This is a genomic window from Lysinibacillus sp. GbtcB16, assembly GCF_019091145.1.
In the GTDB taxonomy this organism is placed as follows: domain Bacteria; phylum Bacillota; class Bacilli; order Bacillales_A; family Planococcaceae; genus Lysinibacillus; species Lysinibacillus fusiformis.
The window spans coordinates 1,848,470-1,864,827 of the sequence record NZ_JAGXJV010000001.1; the positions used below are offsets into that span (position 1 = coordinate 1,848,470).

General features: G+C 39.3%; 19 protein-coding genes and 1 riboswitch. Of the genes, 5 read left to right on the forward strand and 14 right to left on the reverse strand.

Annotated elements, in window-relative coordinates; all coding sequences use genetic code 11:
* The first annotated feature begins 1 nt into the window (after position 1).
* Both KVT27_RS09250 and KVT27_RS09255 read left to right on the forward strand, forming a co-directional pair.
* Positions 2 to 235: a hypothetical protein gene (locus KVT27_RS09250; protein WP_036126116.1), complete on the forward strand. Its 234-nt coding sequence runs from the start codon at positions 2 to 4 to the stop codon at positions 233 to 235.
* A 33-nt stretch (positions 236 to 268) separates the two neighbouring features.
* Positions 269 to 1,696 (forward strand): GerAB/ArcD/ProY family transporter, encoded by a 1,428-nt coding sequence (locus tag KVT27_RS09255; RefSeq protein WP_217581176.1) that lies wholly within the window; start codon positions 269 to 271, stop codon positions 1,694 to 1,696.
* 56 nt (positions 1,697 to 1,752) lie between these two features.
* On the opposite strand, the gene metA is transcribed toward KVT27_RS09255, so the two are convergent.
* The gene (gene metA, locus KVT27_RS09260) at positions 1,753 to 2,688 is read right to left on the reverse strand and encodes a homoserine O-acetyltransferase MetA (RefSeq protein WP_036148537.1); all 936 of its coding nucleotides are present in this window, start codon (positions 2,686 to 2,688) and stop codon (positions 1,753 to 1,755) included.
* 98 nt (positions 2,689 to 2,786) lie between these two features.
* A riboswitch (SAM riboswitch) is annotated at positions 2,787 to 2,896 on the reverse strand.
* A gap of 202 nt (positions 2,897 to 3,098) precedes the next feature.
* Here metA and KVT27_RS09265 point away from each other — a divergent pair.
* Positions 3,099 to 3,470, forward strand: coding sequence for a nucleotide excision repair endonuclease (locus KVT27_RS09265; RefSeq protein WP_025116318.1), 372 nt, complete (start codon positions 3,099 to 3,101; stop codon positions 3,468 to 3,470).
* A 47-nt stretch (positions 3,471 to 3,517) separates the two neighbouring features.
* Here KVT27_RS09265 and KVT27_RS09270 read toward each other — a convergent pair whose 3' ends face one another.
* Together KVT27_RS09270 and KVT27_RS09275 are read right to left on the reverse strand one after the other, a co-directional pair.
* Positions 3,518 to 3,901 (reverse strand): hypothetical protein, encoded by a 384-nt coding sequence (locus tag KVT27_RS09270; protein WP_254636077.1) that lies wholly within the window; start codon positions 3,899 to 3,901, stop codon positions 3,518 to 3,520.
* Between the two features lie 21 nt (positions 3,902 to 3,922).
* Positions 3,923 to 4,705, reverse strand: coding sequence for a TrmB family transcriptional regulator (locus KVT27_RS09275; RefSeq protein WP_036126120.1), 783 nt, complete (start codon positions 4,703 to 4,705; stop codon positions 3,923 to 3,925).
* Positions 4,706 to 4,831: 126 nt separating this feature from the next.
* On the opposite strand from KVT27_RS09275, the gene KVT27_RS09280 reads away from it, so the two are divergent.
* Positions 4,832 to 5,602 carry a TSUP family transporter gene (locus KVT27_RS09280; protein WP_036126123.1) on the forward strand — a complete coding sequence of 257 codons (771 nt, stop codon included), beginning with the start codon at positions 4,832 to 4,834 and terminating at the stop codon, positions 5,600 to 5,602.
* A 45-nt stretch (positions 5,603 to 5,647) separates the two neighbouring features.
* Here the strand turns inward: KVT27_RS09280 and panF are convergent, their stop codons facing one another.
* The gene (gene panF / locus KVT27_RS09285) at positions 5,648 to 7,093 is read right to left on the reverse strand and encodes a sodium/pantothenate symporter (RefSeq protein WP_036126126.1); all 1,446 of its coding nucleotides are present in this window, start codon (positions 7,091 to 7,093) and stop codon (positions 5,648 to 5,650) included.
* Positions 7,093 to 7,356, reverse strand: coding sequence for a YhdT family protein (locus tag KVT27_RS09290; protein WP_036126127.1), 264 nt, complete (start codon positions 7,354 to 7,356; stop codon positions 7,093 to 7,095). The genes panF and KVT27_RS09290 overlap by 1 nt, the downstream gene beginning before the upstream one ends.
* Before the next feature lie 166 nt (positions 7,357 to 7,522).
* Here KVT27_RS09290 and KVT27_RS09295 point away from each other — a divergent pair, with 166 nt between their 5' ends.
* Positions 7,523 to 8,131 carry a DUF6241 domain-containing protein gene (locus tag KVT27_RS09295; RefSeq protein ID WP_208706015.1) on the forward strand — a complete coding sequence of 203 codons (609 nt, stop codon included), beginning with the start codon at positions 7,523 to 7,525 and terminating at the stop codon, positions 8,129 to 8,131.
* A gap of 101 nt (positions 8,132 to 8,232) precedes the next feature.
* Here the strand turns inward: KVT27_RS09295 and KVT27_RS09300 are convergent, their stop codons facing one another.
* Genes KVT27_RS09300 through KVT27_RS09340 form a run of 9 tightly spaced genes read right to left on the reverse strand, consistent with a single transcriptional unit; the run spans position 8,233 to position 16,304 of the window.
* Positions 8,233 to 8,793 carry a short-chain dehydrogenase gene (locus KVT27_RS09300; RefSeq protein WP_217581177.1) on the reverse strand — a complete coding sequence of 187 codons (561 nt, stop codon included), beginning with the start codon at positions 8,791 to 8,793 and terminating at the stop codon, positions 8,233 to 8,235.
* Between the two features lie 17 nt (positions 8,794 to 8,810).
* Positions 8,811 to 10,289: a class I adenylate-forming enzyme family protein gene (locus KVT27_RS09305; protein ID WP_217581178.1), complete on the reverse strand. Its 1,479-nt coding sequence runs from the start codon at positions 10,287 to 10,289 to the stop codon at positions 8,811 to 8,813.
* A 15-nt stretch (positions 10,290 to 10,304) separates the two neighbouring features.
* Positions 10,305 to 11,036 (reverse strand): 3-oxoacyl-ACP reductase FabG, encoded by a 732-nt coding sequence (fabG, locus tag KVT27_RS09310; protein WP_036148545.1) that lies wholly within the window; start codon positions 11,034 to 11,036, stop codon positions 10,305 to 10,307.
* Entirely contained in the window at positions 11,020 to 11,931 is a 912-nt protein-coding gene (gene phaZ, locus KVT27_RS09315) for an intracellular short-chain-length polyhydroxyalkanoate depolymerase (RefSeq protein ID WP_217581179.1), read from the reverse strand. Before phaZ ends, fabG begins: the two co-directional genes overlap by 17 nt.
* A gap of 12 nt (positions 11,932 to 11,943) precedes the next feature.
* Positions 11,944 to 12,948, reverse strand: a complete 1,005-nt coding sequence (locus KVT27_RS09320) for a 3-oxoacyl-ACP synthase (protein ID WP_036148549.1) — start codon at positions 12,946 to 12,948, stop codon at positions 11,944 to 11,946.
* Positions 12,945 to 13,961 carry a branched-chain amino acid ABC transporter permease gene (locus KVT27_RS09325; protein WP_150907372.1) on the reverse strand — a complete coding sequence of 339 codons (1,017 nt, stop codon included), beginning with the start codon at positions 13,959 to 13,961 and terminating at the stop codon, positions 12,945 to 12,947. Before KVT27_RS09325 ends, KVT27_RS09320 begins: the two co-directional genes overlap by 4 nt.
* On the reverse strand, positions 13,958 to 14,830 hold the full coding sequence (locus KVT27_RS09330) for a branched-chain amino acid ABC transporter permease (protein WP_217581180.1): 873 nt from the start codon (positions 14,828 to 14,830) through the stop codon (positions 13,958 to 13,960). Before KVT27_RS09330 ends, KVT27_RS09325 begins: the two co-directional genes overlap by 4 nt.
* Before the next feature lie 15 nt (positions 14,831 to 14,845).
* Entirely contained in the window at positions 14,846 to 15,553 is a 708-nt protein-coding gene (locus KVT27_RS09335) for an ABC transporter ATP-binding protein (protein ID WP_036227320.1), read from the reverse strand.
* Positions 15,528 to 16,304: an ABC transporter ATP-binding protein gene (locus tag KVT27_RS09340; RefSeq protein WP_217581181.1), complete on the reverse strand. Its 777-nt coding sequence runs from the start codon at positions 16,302 to 16,304 to the stop codon at positions 15,528 to 15,530. The genes KVT27_RS09335 and KVT27_RS09340 overlap by 26 nt, the downstream gene beginning before the upstream one ends.
* Positions 16,305 to 16,358: the final 54 nt, after the last annotated feature.

Genomic DNA, 16,358 nt, shown 5'->3' on the forward strand with positions numbered 1-16,358 from the left:
TTTGGTACTAGCAATAGCCATCTTAATCATTTCAATCATTATTGCGTTACTATATATCCCGAAACTCAAAAAACAACAAGAGACCAAAACCATTCTTGTTTTTTCAATCCTATTACTAATTGGAACAGCGCTTAATATGGGCATTGCTCTCAAAATAAATATCCCGAGTCCTCTAGATTTTATAACCTTTATTTTTACACCAATTAAAGATTTTATCGTTTCACTCACAAAATAGTAGACACATCGACATGAAATGGAGGACAATTATATGGAAAAAGAAGTAATTAGTTCAAGACAATTTACAATTATCACATTCCTCCTTTCTATCGGTACTGCCATCTTAATCATCCCTTCAAGTATTGCAAGCTCTAGTAAGCAAGATGCGTGGATTGCTGCAAGTATTGGTGTTGTCCTTAGTTTGCTTGTTGTGAAATTATTTGTGACGTTAGGCGACCAAACACCGACACTGAATTTTATTGAAGCAAATGAAAAGCTTCTCGGGCGCTTTTTTGGAAAAATCACAGTGGTGTGCTTCCTTTCTCTTACCCTATTTGCGGGAGGAGAATTACTGTATTTTATTGGTGCTTTTATGAAAACAGAGGTAATGCCGGAGACGCCTACTATGGCATTTGCCTTGTTGTTTATTATTATAATTATGTATGCTACCTATTTAGGGATAGAAAACTTTGCTCGTTCAGCAGAAATACTTTTCCCTATGTTTGTCTTAATTTTTATTTTCTTTGTTGTCAGTATCACCCCACAAATTAAATTTGAAAATATACAACCAATTATGGAAGCATCCAAAACATCCATCTTATATAGTATCATCCGCTTTATAAGTGTCTTTTCTTTTTCGTTAGTTATGTTATTAATGATTTACCCTGCGAGTGTCAATGTCCAGCAATCCTCAAAAAAAGGATTTTTCATAGGCATGCTTCTCGGTGGATTTGTACTAGTAACATTAATTATTCTATCCATTTTAGTATTAGGGCCAGCCAACACGGCTTCGCGAACTTTCCCTAGCTATGCCCTAGCACAAAGAATCTCTATCGGAAATTTTTTACAGCGTATTGAAATAATCATGGCTTTTATGTGGATTGTATCCATTTTTATTCGAACGTTTATGTACTTCTATACAACTGTTGTTGGAATTGCACAAATTATGAAATTGAAGGATCACCGCCCACTAATCCTACCAATGGGTATTATTATGGTCGGACTTTCGCAAATTGTTCACCCAGACATCGTCCATTCCAACATTTATAATGATGAGATTTGGCCAATTTATGCATTTGTTTGCACCATATTATTACCCATACTTCTCCTCATTGTAGCTGTTATTCGTAACCGAAAATCACTAGGTAATTCAACTGAAATGGGTCATGCGGATTCTAATGAGGGGCTAATGACTGATGCGAGTAATGCGGTTTCTAATCAAGTGAATCAGACGAAACCTGCTACTATGAATTCCAATCAGGAGAATCAGACTAACGATGCTAATACAGATAGCACTCAAGACAATCAGGATAATCAAGAAAAAATAGATAATCCAGTTTCTACTCAAGACAATCAAGATAAATCTGCTACGTCGAATTCCAGCCAAGTGATTCAGTCTGAAGCTGGCAACGCTACATCCAAACAGGATGATCAGGCGACACCGGATAAAACGAGTTCTGACAAGAAAAATCTAGAATAACAAAGTCTAATTCCTTCAAGCTGCTTAGCGAAGAAATTAGACTTTTTCAGTGTTATTTAAATATGATATTCAATTTCGTCCACAAAATCCCATTCATATGGTGTCTCTTGGTATACGTAGTAGTTCAACCAGTTGGAGAACAATAAATGCGTATGGGCACGCCATGTATTCATCGGTGCCTTTGCTGGATCATCATTTGGGAAGTAGTTTACTGGAACGTCTATATTGATACCCTTGGCAACATCGCGACTGTATTCATCGGCTAATGTTGTCGCATCATATTCTAAATGTCCAGTAATCATAATGTTTTTATTATCTTTAGATTGCACGATAAACACACCCGCATCCTCTGAATAGGATAATAATCGTAACTCTTGATGATTGCGAACCTCGTCAATCGAGACAGATGTATAGCGAGAATGAGGGGCAGTAAATAAATCACTAAAGCCTCGTACTAAATCTACTGTTAAATCAGTAATCACATGAGAATAAACCCCGGAGCATTTAGCAGAAAGCTCGACCTTTCCAATCCCATAATGATGATATAGCGCAGCCTGTGCCCCCCAACATATATGTAGCACGGATGTCACATTCTTTTTAGACCAATCCATAATTTCAGCAATTTCCTGCCAATAGTTAACCTCTTCAAACGGCATTTTTTCTACAGGCGCACCCGTAATAATCATACCATCATAGCGTCGATGACGAATTTGGTTAAACGTTGTGTAGAATAATTGCAAATGAGATTTACTGACATTTTTAGATTCATGAGTAGCCGTGTTTAAAAAAGTAATATTCACTTGTAATGGCGTATTTCCTAGTAATCGTAGTAATTGTAGCTCCGTTTTTTCTTTTTCGGGCATCAAATTTAAGATTAATATATTTAATGGACGTATTTGCTGTGTTCTCGCACGGTCCTCTTCCATCACGAAGATTTTTTCCTCACGTAAATGTTCTCCAGCAGGTAAATTTTTCGGAATATTAATTGGCATCTTACGTTCCCCTCTCTTTTTTGCTCCTTTTTCGAAAAAATTAAAAAATCCTCCACATTCCATATGAGATAGAATGAGAAGGATTTTTTTCACGTTCACTCTTATCTCTCAAAGGAAAAACCTTTGCTGGAATTAGCACCTTTCTAACATTTGTTAGAGGTTGCTGAAGCGTCATCGGGCCAAATCCCTCTGCTTCTCTTGATAAGATTATTTAATTATCTTGAATTGTAACATGGACTAGTTAGAATATCAATAATTCATAGAATATTTTGTTATTCCTATGCATGTTCTCCCATCATTTGATAAACACTAAGCTTGCTGTATATGGTTATTCTACATGAAATTTTATGGTAAACATGCCGCTATTATGTTACCATATATCTTTAGTAATAGAGAGGAACGTGAATACTTTGATTAATATTGAATTTCCAAAACCAGATGTAGTCATTCGCCAACGCGAACAAGATGTAAAACCAGGTGATGTCCCAATTACACCATACTTTGGTTTCATCGACTTCCACAAAATCACTCGTGATAAAGGCGGCATTTTCTTATTTTATAATGAAAAGAATGAGCTATTATTTGTCGGTAAAGCACGTAAAATTCGCCAACGCATTAAAAAACATTTTGAAGACAATGTATCTCCGATGAAAAACTATCGTGACGAGGTCTTCAAAATTGAAGTCTATGAAGTAGAAGATCCTATGGAACGTGAAATTTATGAAACGTATGCGATTAATACGTTCCGCTCCAAATACAATGTAGATAAAGTATTTTATTAATATCAACAAAAACCGAAATCTCTTTTTTTAGGGATTTCGGTTTTTTATTACATCCTAGTCATGCGATCTATCGGCATGCTTTTTCCGTTAATATATAGTTCAATAATTGTCAGCTCTGGGCTTTTGTTGATAGCATAGACATACGGTTGAGCTTCTTTCTTTTGCTCGCTTCCTTCCTTGAAATGAATGACTAACCGATCTTCATTTGCTGCCACACTTGCTAGCACATTTCCTTTCGAAAACATGACAAGATAGTACGTCACGTCATCTTCATACAATAATTGAATTCTGTCTTTAGCTATAATATGCTGTTGGATATGGTCAGGAACGATGGTTAGCTCCTGAATCTTAGGTGGAACTGGCAGCGGTGCAGAATCACATCCACCAATCCATAAGACATAAAACAATACTGGCAACATCCATTTTTCCAAGATGCTCCCCTTCCCTTATAGCTACTCTAAAAAAAATGCTTTACGCTCTTTAGCAATCCAGTCCTCAAGCTCTTTATCATCACGCTTCACTAGTCGATTGATAAGAACATCATGCCAAACATAATCCTCTAATAAATATATATGCACAGGATCATTCGTTATAAAAGCGGTTTCTTGATTCGACGGCGAGTGACCATAAATCATTTCTTGTCCATCAACCGATAAAATAAACCAGTGGGGTGTAGAAGTCTTTCTCGTATAGTGTGTGGCTCTGTGCTGATCGATAGATGCCAGATGTTCCCCGACATATAAGGTAATGCCATGCACCTTCACATGCTGTGATACCCCTTCGATATCCTCGCGTAAGGCATCGTACATATCTTCCCACATCGATAGGATAATTTTTGTCTCTGCTTTTTTTAATAAGTTTTGACAATAATTGATGATTGTCTGCTTCCCTTTTAGCATTAACACTTTAGGTTCCGCTTCCTGTTCTTTCGTTTCTAATTTTTCTAATTGATCACTAATCGACGTAAAATTTGATTGCCAGCGCTGTTGAATTTGCTGCAAAAACATTTCGACAGGAATAGAAGAATACGTCGTTTGATCCGCCGTTTCCTCTTTCAGTACGAATCCCTTTTCAACAAGACCATTTAATATGTCATAGATTCTAGCTCTTGGTATTCCAGAGTTTTTGCTAACTTGGTAGGCACTGACATGACTATTTTGTACGAGTGCTGTATAGGCCTTTGCCTCATATTCTGTCAATCCCAGTTCTTTTAATTGGGCGATTAATTCATTCATATCATCCCTCCATATTTTTATTATAGGCTACTGTTGTGAACATTTGCCAATGAAAAAATTAGGCTTTACAGCACCGAATAAATTAGTTACTATTTCAGTAGTAACTAATTAAGAAGAGGTGTAAGCATGGTCTTTGATGTGGATGTACATATTTTAATACTATTAATTTCCTTTGGATTTTTAGCAGCTTTTATCGATTCTGTCGTTGGAGGTGGTGGTTTAATTTCCTTACCAGCCTTATTGTTTGTTGGCTTAAATCCCGCTGCTGCAGTAGCAACCAATAAATTAGCTGGCGCGATGGGCTCACTCACATCGACCATTTCCTTTTACCGTTCTGGTCAGCTTGAAATTCGATCTGTCCTGAAATATTTCCCTCTCGCCTTCATTGGATCATTATGTGGTGCATGGACTGTTCATTTAATTAACCCAGCCCTATTAAAACCATTAATGCTTTTCATGCTGGCGGCTGTTGGGGTATATACGATCTTTAAAAAGAATTGGGGCGCTGTCTCAACCGTTAAAAATCTATCTAAAACGCACTTATTTTTATTTATGATACTTTTATTTGCGATTGGGTTTTATGACGGGTTTCTTGGTCCTGGAACGGGCTCTTTTTTAATCTTTAGCTTCTTGCTTGTTGGCTTTGATTTTTTAAAGGCTGCAGGAAATGCGAAATTTTTAAATTTGGCGAGTAATGTGGCAGGTGTTTGTATGTTTGCTTACTTAGGTCAAATCCATTATGTATATGGTTTAGTCATGGGGGTTGCTCAAATTGGTGGGGCTATGCTTGGCTCTCGCATGGCCATTCAAAAAGGAAGTGGCTTTGTCCGTACGCTTTTTATCATTGTGACGATGACGCTCCTTGCAAAAAATGCCTACGATTATATGATTCATTAAAATAAAAACAACGCCACAGTCAAAAATCTGCGGCGTTGTTTTACATTATATGAGGAAATGCTCGTCCTTAAATTTATGACTAGTAGCAAGACTGACGATTACAAAAATAATGAAGGAAGCTACAATAGGAATCGTCACGGTATGCATACCAAAAGCGGTCGGATAGAACCGATCGATGAAAATATACAAAGCCATACCTGAAATCATTGACGAAATAGCGCCATATTTGTTTGCTTTCCTCCAGTATAACCCGAGAACTACCGTCCAAATAAAGACTGCCTCAAGTCCACCAAATGCAAATAAATTTAACCACACTAATAAATCAGGTGGATGGAGTGCAAAGAGGACAACCGCTAAGCCAATTACCGCTGTCACTATAAAACTGGCACGCTTAATCTCTGCATCACTTGCCTGTGGCTTCATGTAATTTAAATAGATGTCTTTGACAACCGTAGAGCTTACTAGCATGAGCAGTGCATTGACAGTAGACATGGTTGCGGCCATTGGTGCTGCTAAAACAATCCCCGCTAAAAATGGTGGCAGTACCTTTAATGTTAAGAGTGGCATAACTTTATCACCAATATCGATGCCCGGTAGGACAGGTCGTGCTAACACACCAATTAGATGCATCCCAAACATGATCGTCCCGATGGCAATCGTGCCTATAATAATCGCTAAGTGCATACTTTTAGAATCCTTATAGCTCATTGCACGTACGGCGATTTGCGGAAGTCCGACCACACCTACACCAATTAATATCCAAAACGTTGAAACATACAGAGGTGTTAAATCCCCTTCTGCTCCAAATGGAGATACGAAATTGGGATTTTCTGCAACCAGCGAGGTCATAATTTTATCGATGCCTCCACCCGCAATAATAGTACCGATTAATAAAATGACAGTCCCGATAACCATGATCGAGCCCTGTACAGTATCCGTTAAAGCAACTGCACGGAATCCACCAATAATCACATACACTAACACTGAAATCGCAAATATAAACAATGCTGCTGTGTAGCTTAAGCCAGTTAAAGACTCAATTAAACGGGCTCCTCCTACCCACTGTGCCATCATCGCTGAAAATAAAAAGACAATAATACTAATAGCAGACAGAATGACAATGACATGGCTTTTATAGCGTTCTCGTAAAAAGTCGATAAGCGTAATAGCTTGGTAACGACGAGCAATAATTGCAAATTTTTTCCCTAAAATCATCAGGACAAAATACCCCGCAGGTAGCTGTGCCATGGCGAGCAGCACCCAGCCGAGCCCCTTAGTATAAGCTACTCCTGGCCCTCCGATAAAGCTACTCGCACTACCATATGTAGCTATCATTGTCATCGCTAGGATAAATCCACCCATTTCTCGACCACCAAGGAAATACTCCTGTAGAAACGAGTTAGAAGAGCGGACATGTTTATTGGCCCATAAACCAATTCCAAAAATAATAATTAAAAATAATAGCAAAGGAAATACAACTTGCCAATGCATTAGCGCTCCTCCTCCTCATCTTCAAATGGAACCTCTTTAAAGAAGAGCTTCATAACAATCCAGATGAGCAGGATCATAAAGCCTGTCCCTGCGATACAGCTATAGAAAAACCAAGCAGGAAAGCCCAAAACATACGAATAATTTGCAGGATCCCCTGAACCTAGTCCATAAGCAAAGCCAAACCAAATCGCAAAATTGACAAGGACTAGTCCAATTCCAATAAGCGCCTCCCGATGCGCAATTTTAAAGCGTTGATCTTTCACAAGACAATCCCCCTAACCTACTCTATTTTACTGATATGTTGGTCTGATGGGAAGAGATGTGAAAAAATAAGCGTTTTTGACTTCACGACACTTTAATCATCAATATATTTACACATTTCATTACACATGCCATGTTGGTAGTAATTGTAAAAAGAGGGGATAATAAATGAGATGGATACATGTTGTAGGAATTGTGGTTTTAACTGCGCTGTTAAGTATAAGCGGAACATATTTTGTCTTGGACAAGAATTATAAACAAGAAGCCTCTAATAAAGATACTGACAGTGAATTAGAAAACAGTCCAAAAATGGAGGCCAAGGAAGAATTTGTATCGACAGTAGATACTCAATTTGGTTGGGAAAATCCCGTATTCTCTATGAGGATTGATGAATGGAAAAGTGGAGATGAACCATTTGTTGACAATTTAGTAGAAGAAGTACTTCAACAAATGTCGCACCAAAAAATAATTGCTGATGAAAAAGAATCCTCCATCATGATTACACCTGAAAGAATTGACACATTGCTGCAAATGGTAGAGGAAAATAAAGATGTTTATGAACACCGTGAACAATATTTGGATGTATTAAATCGTTGGAAATTAGGTGATTTTTCATCTGTAGACCAAGATCATAATGATCTATGGTTTCTTCAAGGATCAAAGCAAGATGGGATAGCTTATGGGATTGCAACAAAAGAACAAGAAATCGGTTATATTTTTCGAGTCTTCGCTAAAGAGGTAGTAGAAGTGTTTGGGAGTTCCATTCATACGAACTAAGCAACTAGCTTCTGTATTGTAAATTCTACTAATGGTGAAGGTTTAGCCTATAAAATACAGTAACCCCCGTCTACAAATAGTTAGACGAAGGTTAATTGCCTCTATGATGATGACGGCCGCTTTTCCCAAGGCTGTAATGTGCCCACAATAGTGATAAGACGATTTTGTCGAATTGAATCAATAACACCCTGGGAGATTTCCTCATTGGTAAGCCACCTAGAATGACCATTCTCAATGGTAAAACCTAGCTGTATTTGGTAGTATAGAGCCGAATTAGGCAAATTTAAATTTTCTTGGATTCCACTTAGATTCGCACTACTACCTAAGATATGAAATAATTTCCATGGTCGATTCCTGCAAGATGAAACTTCACTAACTATACTCTCTAAAGTCCTTCCAGCATATGAATGAATCCACGCAATGACTAAATCAATGGGTCCATTTTGTTCGATTGTTGCCCTTAGTTTCGTCTGTAATAAGGGAATATTACAATAATCAACTATGATTGGCGTTATCTGTGATGAATCTGATGATTGATGAATGACACTTTCCATCCGAAATTCGTTCCGTCCAATCACAGAAACATGAAAACCTTGACCAACTAACCAAAGAGATGTGTTTGCTAACATCCCTGTCCCACCAATTACTAATGCGTGTACCATTCATATAACCCTCACTTTTATTCACATGGCGTAGCATCTACAAGCATATGCAAAGCCTTTTTATCAATTTTACCGACGCTTGTCTTCGGTAACTCCTCTAAGAAAAGGATTTGTTTAGGGATTTTAAACCGACCTAGCTGTTGATGACACAGGTCGTGGAGTTCATCTAAAATGGTCGCTACTTGATTGTGACAGACAATGAAAGCTGTCACGACCTCTCCCCAATAGTCGTCAGCTACGCCAATTACGGCAACCTCTTGTACATCAGGATGCTGTGACATACACTGTTCGACTTCCTGAGGATACACATTTTCACCACCGGAGATGATCATTTCTTTTCTACGTCCAACAATAAAGAAATCGCCATCCTCATCTATCATAGCTAAATCGCCCGTTTTTAACCAACCATCTTGCATAATATTGGCTGTTTCCTGCTTGTTATTCCAATAGAAACGAAATATATGCTTGCCTCTTACTAATAGCTCCCCCACTTCACGAGGTCCACAATTATGTCCAGTCGGTTTGATGATTTTAGCTTCAATGAACTGCATGCTTTTTCCAACAGCTCCTTTTTTGGCATAGGCATCCTCGCGAGCAATGAAAAAGTTATTAGGTCCTGCCTCCGTCAAGCCGTAGCCTTCTTTAAAAAATAACCCCTTCCTATAAAATGCATCGTAAATTGGATGAGGACATGGGGCACCACCTGATAAAAATACTTTCATCGAAGGAAATTGATTTTCCTGAAAATATTTCGTGGCAATCATTGCTTGATACATCGTTGGGACAAAAAGTGAGATTGTTGTTTCATATTGGTTGGTAGCTCGCAGTGCTGCCTCCGCTTCGAATTTATCCCCAATAATAACTGTCCCACCAGCCATCAGTAAGGGGATACAAAGCGCATTTAAGCCACCTGTATGAAACATGGGCATATAATTTAAAGTACGATCTTTGTCATGCAAACCCCAGCTAATAATTGTATTCACGGCATTCCAATTGACTGACTCAAAGGATAACACGACCCCCTTTGGTCGACCTGTTGTCCCCCCTGTATAAATCATGAGCCAGGGATCATCTACTTCCATAGGTTGCTTATTAACGCTCCCTTTCTTCTCTTGCTGGATACTATGAAGCGAAAACATTTTGTCTAACACGACTGGACAAGTTTCCTCCTCTTCATACAATAGGATTGAAGGGGTAGCATCTTCCAAAATTTGGGTTATTTCCTCTTTACTCAAACGCCAATTTAACGGCACATAAATAAGCCCACGCAGCCCACAGGCAAAGAGAACAGCAAAAAGTTGGATATGATTTTTGGCAAAAACTGCGACTCTACTTCCCTTCAATAGCTGCTGACGCTCGAAAAATTGACACCATTTGCTGATTTCCTCACTTAATTGCTGATACGTCCATTGCTCTGCTGTAGCAAGATTAATCAATGCGATGTGGTGAGGTGTTAATGCAGCTCGTTTTAAAATCCATCCTTGCTCAACAAACATGTAGAAAACCTCCCGTCACATCATAATGGCGCCATCCACATGAAGCGTATGACCATGGACGTAGGAGGCTTCATCAGATGCTAAAAACAAGTAAGCATTAGCAATATCGCGAGGTGTGCCCAAACGCTGCAATGGGACGATCGATCGCATTTGAGTAAGGATATTTTCAGGCATTTTCTTTACCATATCGGTTTCTGTAAAGCCAGGAGCAACCGCATTGACATTGATCCCTTTCCGCCCTAATTCCTTTGCCCATGTTTTAGTCATTCCTACAATCGCAGCTTTTGTGGCTGCATAATTCGTTTGACCAATATTGCCATAAACACCACTTACAGAGGATGTATTAATAATTTTGCCACTCCCAGCCGCAACCATATGAGGAATCACTTCCTGTGTACAGTGAAAAACACCTGTCAAGTTGACATCTAACACTTGTTGAAATTGATCCTCCGTCATCTTAGTTAGCATAGCGTCTCTTGTAATCCCTGCATTATTCACTAGAATATCGATACATCCTACCTGTTCAATGACGGTTGCCACTAATTGTTTTACGCTCTCCCGATTCGCTACATCCACTTGTATAAATGTCGCCTTTTCACCTAAATGTTGTGCTGCAGCATTCCCCGCATCGTTATCATAGTCAGCAATAAAAACAACTGCCCCTTCTTCGATAAAACGCTCAGCCGCCGCATAACCAATACCATTGGCGGCACCTGTAATAATGGCGACTTTATTGTTTAAGCGCATAATTTCTCCCTCCAATTTCTAAAAAGGTTTCAATTTCAGCTGTCAGCTGTGCGACATCATCCACTAATGGCGAGTGCCCACAATCTTTTAAGCTCACAAATTGAGCCTGCTTGCCCAAATCCTGAAGTAATTCTGCATTCATTTCTTCCGTAATGACTAAATCACGATCTCCTCTTAATACTAAAATGGGCATATTAAGAAGGAGGGCTTCGTGCGACCCTTTAGCCACCTCATGATCCACTACACTTATATTAAAAGTATTCAGTGCATGATAAACTTCCGCTAAATTTCGCTGTGTCAGCATATCCTCAACATATTCTTCATACTTTTCCTTGCTCGGCTGGTGATGGGTATAAATTAAAGAATTCCACAGAGACTGTAAGCCTTCTCTATTTTTCGTATGATAGAAGCCCTGTACAAGCTTCGTTTTCGATGTATCCACAAGTACCTCCTCATAGCTATACGCTCTCTTAAATGAGGCAGGATTGCCCGTTCCTAAATCCGTGTAAAATGGATAGCCCCGTGTGGAAGCAGATGCTAGTAAAATCAGTCGCTGACAATAGCCTGGATAATTGGCGGCAAACTGTAGACAGATTGCTCCACCTGTTGACCAACCAATCATATCAAAGGTTTGTAATTGCAAAGCATCCACAAATAACTTGACATCCTCACTAAAATCTCTGATAGACGATATAGGCTGATGGTAAGAAGAACCACCAAAACCACGTAAATCAATGGCATAAATCGTAAATTTGTCATCTAAGGCATCTATTAGTAAGTCCCAATGCTTAGAGGAGGTCATATTCCCATGAACCAACACTAAAGGATGCCCTCCACCCGAACGTTTTAGATAGGCCATCGTTTCCCCATTTGCTAACTGAACCGTTTTTAACATTCTATTTCCCCCTTATCCCCAGCGTATTGTAATAGCCCCCCAAACATAGCCAATGCCTGCACTAACCAATGTAACAATATCGCCAGCTTGTATTCGATTTTGTTCTAAGGCAAGCTGTAAGGACAATATTTGATCAATCTGACCAATATGCCCATAGTCTTGTAAATAAATAGATTGCTCGGGCTGTAGACCAAGCTCCGTTAAAATATAATCATGCGCGGACCTTTTCATATGCAGCATCGCTAAATAATTTAATTGCTCTTCACTATATCCACTTTTCGATAAAGAGCTACGAATGACCTTCAAAAAGTTACTTAAAGATTTCTGTTCTAACCGTTCTTTCATGCCAATCGGATCTAGAACATCCAACTGATATAAATGTTCTGTTAAATGAAAGGGTGTTAATGGGGTTTTGGTGCCACCAACAGGAACGACAACATCCTCAGAAAAGGTGCCATCTGTCATGATATCTGCCTCTAAAAGCTGATTTTTTGGATAGTTTTTTTGTAACAGCATAGCGCCTCCACCAGCAGCCAAATTGTACATAAAGCGTGTTCGTGGATTACTATAATTGATAAAATCAACATTGCGATAACCACCGGCGATGAGAATTGTGTTGATCGTGTCGTCGGAGGCCATTAAGCTTTTGGCGACCTTCAGCGCCATAATCGTCGTGCCACAACGTAATTGCACATCAAATGCCCATGCATTGACTGCACCAATCTCTTCCTGCATTTTGATGGAGGCTGTCCATAGAGGATATTCCTTATGCTCCTCTCCCATATAAATAACAACATCAATATCTTTCGGCTCTATATGTGCTTTTTTAAGGGCATCCTGTGCTGCCCATATCCCCATTTGCACAGTATGATCATGCTCTCCAGGAATCGGTTTTTCATGAATGCCCATTTTTTGACGGATAATATCCTCTGGAATATTGGAAAGATCCGCAATTTCACTCGATGACATTCTGTTATGTGGAAGATAAATACCTGTACTGACAATCCCTATTGTCATTCAAATCGCTCCTTTTCCTGCGGTAGGGCAACCTGTGTTTTTCGGTTCTTTACTTTTCCTCGCCATTTCCATATGAGCAAGCGAAGTGTACCAATAATGCCCTTCGGGAAAAAGATCACCGCTAAAATATAAAGAATGCCAAAGAAAATAATCCAACGTTCAAAAATAGGATAATCCCGTCCCAATCCAGATAATGTGTGCTGAGCATATTCAATGACTGCTGCGCCTAATAATGGTCCCACTAAAGTGCCGACTCCTCCTATAATCGTCATTAATAAAGCATCGAGTGTAATATCCATTGTCATTACACTTGTATTAACGAAGCGTAAGGATACGGCATATAAAGAACCTGCGAAGCTCGCAACAATGCCTGCCACAACTGAAGCAATGACTTTGTAATGCAAGGTGTTAAAGCCTAATGATTTCGTCCGTTGTTCATTTTCACGAACAGCAATTAAAATTCGCCCTGTCGGAGAATTAACGAAGCGATAAAGGGCTAAAAAGATTAAAACTAGGCTCCCGAGTACAAAAAAATAGAACGTCATACGATCTCTAAACATATCTGGTGCCCGAAATGTAAAGCCATCATTGCCAAAAGTAATCGTGCGCCATTTTTCAGCTAGTACTAGAAATAATCCTGAAAAGGCTAATGTCAGCATAGCAAAGAAATGACTTTTCAAACGAAGTGTCAGTAGTCCTACTAAGAAGCTAACGAGTCCTGCTAACAGCATGCCAATCACGATGGACAGGACAAAAATAACCATAGTATTTTCCATCTGCTTGAGCATAACCGCTGTTGTATAGGCACCAATACCAAAAAACATGGCATGCCCAAACGACACGATTCCTGTATAGCCTAGTAAAATATCATAGCTCATTGCTAGTATTCCAAAAATGAAAATTTGCGTTAATAAAATAAGTAATGTCCTTGAATCATTGACGAAAGGAAGAATGAGAAATATCGCGAATAAGAGGCAAAATGCGATATGGCGTAAGGCAATTTTTGGCTTCATGATGTTCGCTCCTTTCGCAACGCAAACAGTCCTTGAGGGCGGAAGATTAATACAATCGCCATTAATATCATATTGACTGCTAGTGATAGCACAGGCACATAATAAGCCATAAAGCTACCTGCAAGTCCTACTAAAATAGCCGCCAGCAACGAGCCGGAAAAACTGCCCATTCCACCAATGACTACCACAATAAAGCCTAAAATAGCGTATTCCATACCCATTTCTGCATAGATTACGCCTGAATAGGGAGCCATCAACATGCCACTTAGTGCTGCAAGTGCCGCACCAATCATGAATACATATAAAAACACGCGTTTAATATGAATACCAAGAGCCTGAGCCATTTCCTTGTCTTGAACGCCTGCCCGAACAATTAAACCAATCTTCGTGCGCTTCAGCATATATTGGAAAATCCCAAAAATAACAAATCCAATAACAATAATAAATAAACGATATTTGATGATAATAACGTCTTCAATTTCCCAGCTACCAGCTAAGTAACTTGGTGTTTTCACGGCAACACCATTCGGGCCAAAGACTACTTTAATTAGCTCCTGCAAAACAAGCATCAATCCTAACGTTATTAAGATTTGCTGAATATGATTGCCGTAAACAGGTGTGATAATTAATTTCTCTGTGATAAATCCTAGTAATGCCCCCGTTAAAATGGCACCAATAATCCCTATAATGAAACTTTCCGTATACATATAGGTGAAGATTCCGGCATAAGCCCCCCAAACGAATAACCCACCATGCGCGAAATTTAACACATCCATTAAGCCGAAAATTAATGTCAAGCCTGCCGCTAGTAAAAATATCAGCATGCCTGTTGCCAATCCATTAATAATTAAATTGACGAACAGCTCCAATGATGGTCACCCCCTTTATCCAATTCCTAAATACTTGCGTTTTAGTTCTTCATTATCAATAAGTTCCTGCATATTGCCTGAATGTACAGTTCTGCCATCATCAATTAATGTATAAGTATCACCGATTCGGCTAGCCATCATAAAGTTTTGTTCCACAAGCACAATGGACGTTTTCTTTTTCATTTCCACAATGGCTTCCATCACCTTTTCAACGACTATTGGAGCTAGCCCTTTCGATGGTTCATCAATCAAAATTAACGGGCTATCATTGATAAAAGCTCTTGCCATTGACAGCATTTGCTTTTGGCCCCCCGATAAATGGCCGCCAGCCTTCTTCCAAAACTTCTTTAGGTCGGGAAAAAGCTCAAGCACATATCGCTGTCGCTCTAACGAAGCTGTATCCTCCTTTCGCATTGCTACCTTCATATTCTCCTCTACCGATAAATCAGCAAAAATCCCTTGATTTTCTGGAACATAGCCTATCCCTAATTTGGCCACCTTGTAAGTAGGGCTTTTTTTAATAGAGTGGGAGCGAAAGGCGATTTCTCCCTTTGTGGCAGGTGTTAAGCCCATAATCGTTTTCAGCGTAGTCGTTTTACCTGCACCATTCCGACCTAGCAATACTGTCACCTGCCCCTCCTTCGCTTCAAAATTTACGCCCTGTAAGATGTGATATTGGCCGATATGCGTATGAACCTCATTTAGTGTCAGTAAGGTGTTCATCGTACATTCCCCCCAAATATGCATGTTGTACGGTGTCATTATTCATGATTTCCTCAGGTGTTCCGTCTGCTAATAATTGACCATTAAACAACACCATTATCGAATCCGATAAATCTAAAATCATATCCATTTTGTGTTCAATAAGCAAAATGGTTTTATTTCCTTGCTGTTTTATTGTGCGAATCACTTCTAAAATGGTTGGTACTTCCTCTAAAGACATGCCAGCAGTTGGTTCATCCAGTAACAGAATTTCCGTATCTAACGCGAGTAGCATCGCAATCTCAAGCTTCCTTTTCTCCCCATGTGAGAGCATCGTTGTAAGGGCATCGCGTTTATTATCTAGTAACACAAGTGCTAATAGCTCTTCCGCTTTTTCAGTGATCGCCTTATAGCTTTTATAGTGTCGAAATAGCTGATAACGGATTTTCTCCTTAGACTGCACAGCTAAACGAACATTTTCTAAAACCGTTAAGTTTGGAAAAACATTCGTAATTTGAAAGGATCGACCTAAACCCATACGTGTTCTTTCTATGGCCGACTTTTGTGCCAATGATTGCCCCTTAAAATAAACATCACCCGCAGTTGGCTTTAATTCACCACTAATTAAATTAAAGAACGTTGTTTTACCTGCACCATTCGGTCCAATAATGGACTTCAGATGCATTTCAGGCATTTGAAAATTGACACCATCCACCGCTGTATGCCCTCCAAAACGGATTGTTAAATTATCAGTGTGTAATATAGGCTCCATCTCTACTCCCTTCCCTTCTACTAGTTATGTAGAGAGACAGAATTTCTGCCTCCC

Bases quoted from the DNA above. Each gene is read 5' to 3' on its own strand.
- KVT27_RS09305 (WP_217581178.1), bottom strand. From the start codon at position 10,289: ATGTTTGTTGAGCAAGGATGGATTTTAAAACGAGCTGCATTAACACCT.
- KVT27_RS09340 (WP_217581181.1), bottom strand. From the start codon at position 16,304: ATGGAGCCTATATTACACACTGATAATTTAACAATCCGTTTTGGAGGG.
- KVT27_RS09295 (WP_208706015.1), top strand. From the start codon at position 7,523: ATGAGATGGATACATGTTGTAGGAATTGTGGTTTTAACTGCGCTGTTA.
- KVT27_RS09335 (WP_036227320.1), bottom strand. From the start codon at position 15,553: ATGAACACCTTACTGACACTAAATGAGGTTCATACGCATATCGGCCAA.
- KVT27_RS09320 (WP_036148549.1), bottom strand. From the start codon at position 12,948: ATGACAATAGGGATTGTCAGTACAGGTATTTATCTTCCACATAACAGA.
- panF (WP_036126126.1), bottom strand. From the start codon at position 7,093: ATGCATTGGCAAGTTGTATTTCCTTTGCTATTATTTTTAATTATTATT.
- KVT27_RS09275 (WP_036126120.1), bottom strand. From the start codon at position 4,705: ATGAATGAATTAATCGCCCAATTAAAAGAACTGGGATTGACAGAATAT.
- KVT27_RS09300 (WP_217581177.1), bottom strand. From the start codon at position 8,793: ATGGTACACGCATTAGTAATTGGTGGGACAGGGATGTTAGCAAACACA.
- KVT27_RS09325 (WP_150907372.1), bottom strand. From the start codon at position 13,961: ATGAAGCCAAAAATTGCCTTACGCCATATCGCATTTTGCCTCTTATTC.
- metA (WP_036148537.1), bottom strand. From the start codon at position 2,688: ATGCCAATTAATATTCCGAAAAATTTACCTGCTGGAGAACATTTACGT.
- fabG (WP_036148545.1), bottom strand. From the start codon at position 11,036: ATGCGCTTAAACAATAAAGTCGCCATTATTACAGGTGCCGCCAATGGT.
- KVT27_RS09280 (WP_036126123.1), top strand. From the start codon at position 4,832: ATGGTCTTTGATGTGGATGTACATATTTTAATACTATTAATTTCCTTT.
- KVT27_RS09255 (WP_217581176.1), top strand. From the start codon at position 269: ATGGAAAAAGAAGTAATTAGTTCAAGACAATTTACAATTATCACATTC.
- phaZ (WP_217581179.1), bottom strand. From the start codon at position 11,931: ATGTTAAAAACGGTTCAGTTAGCAAATGGGGAAACGATGGCCTATCTA.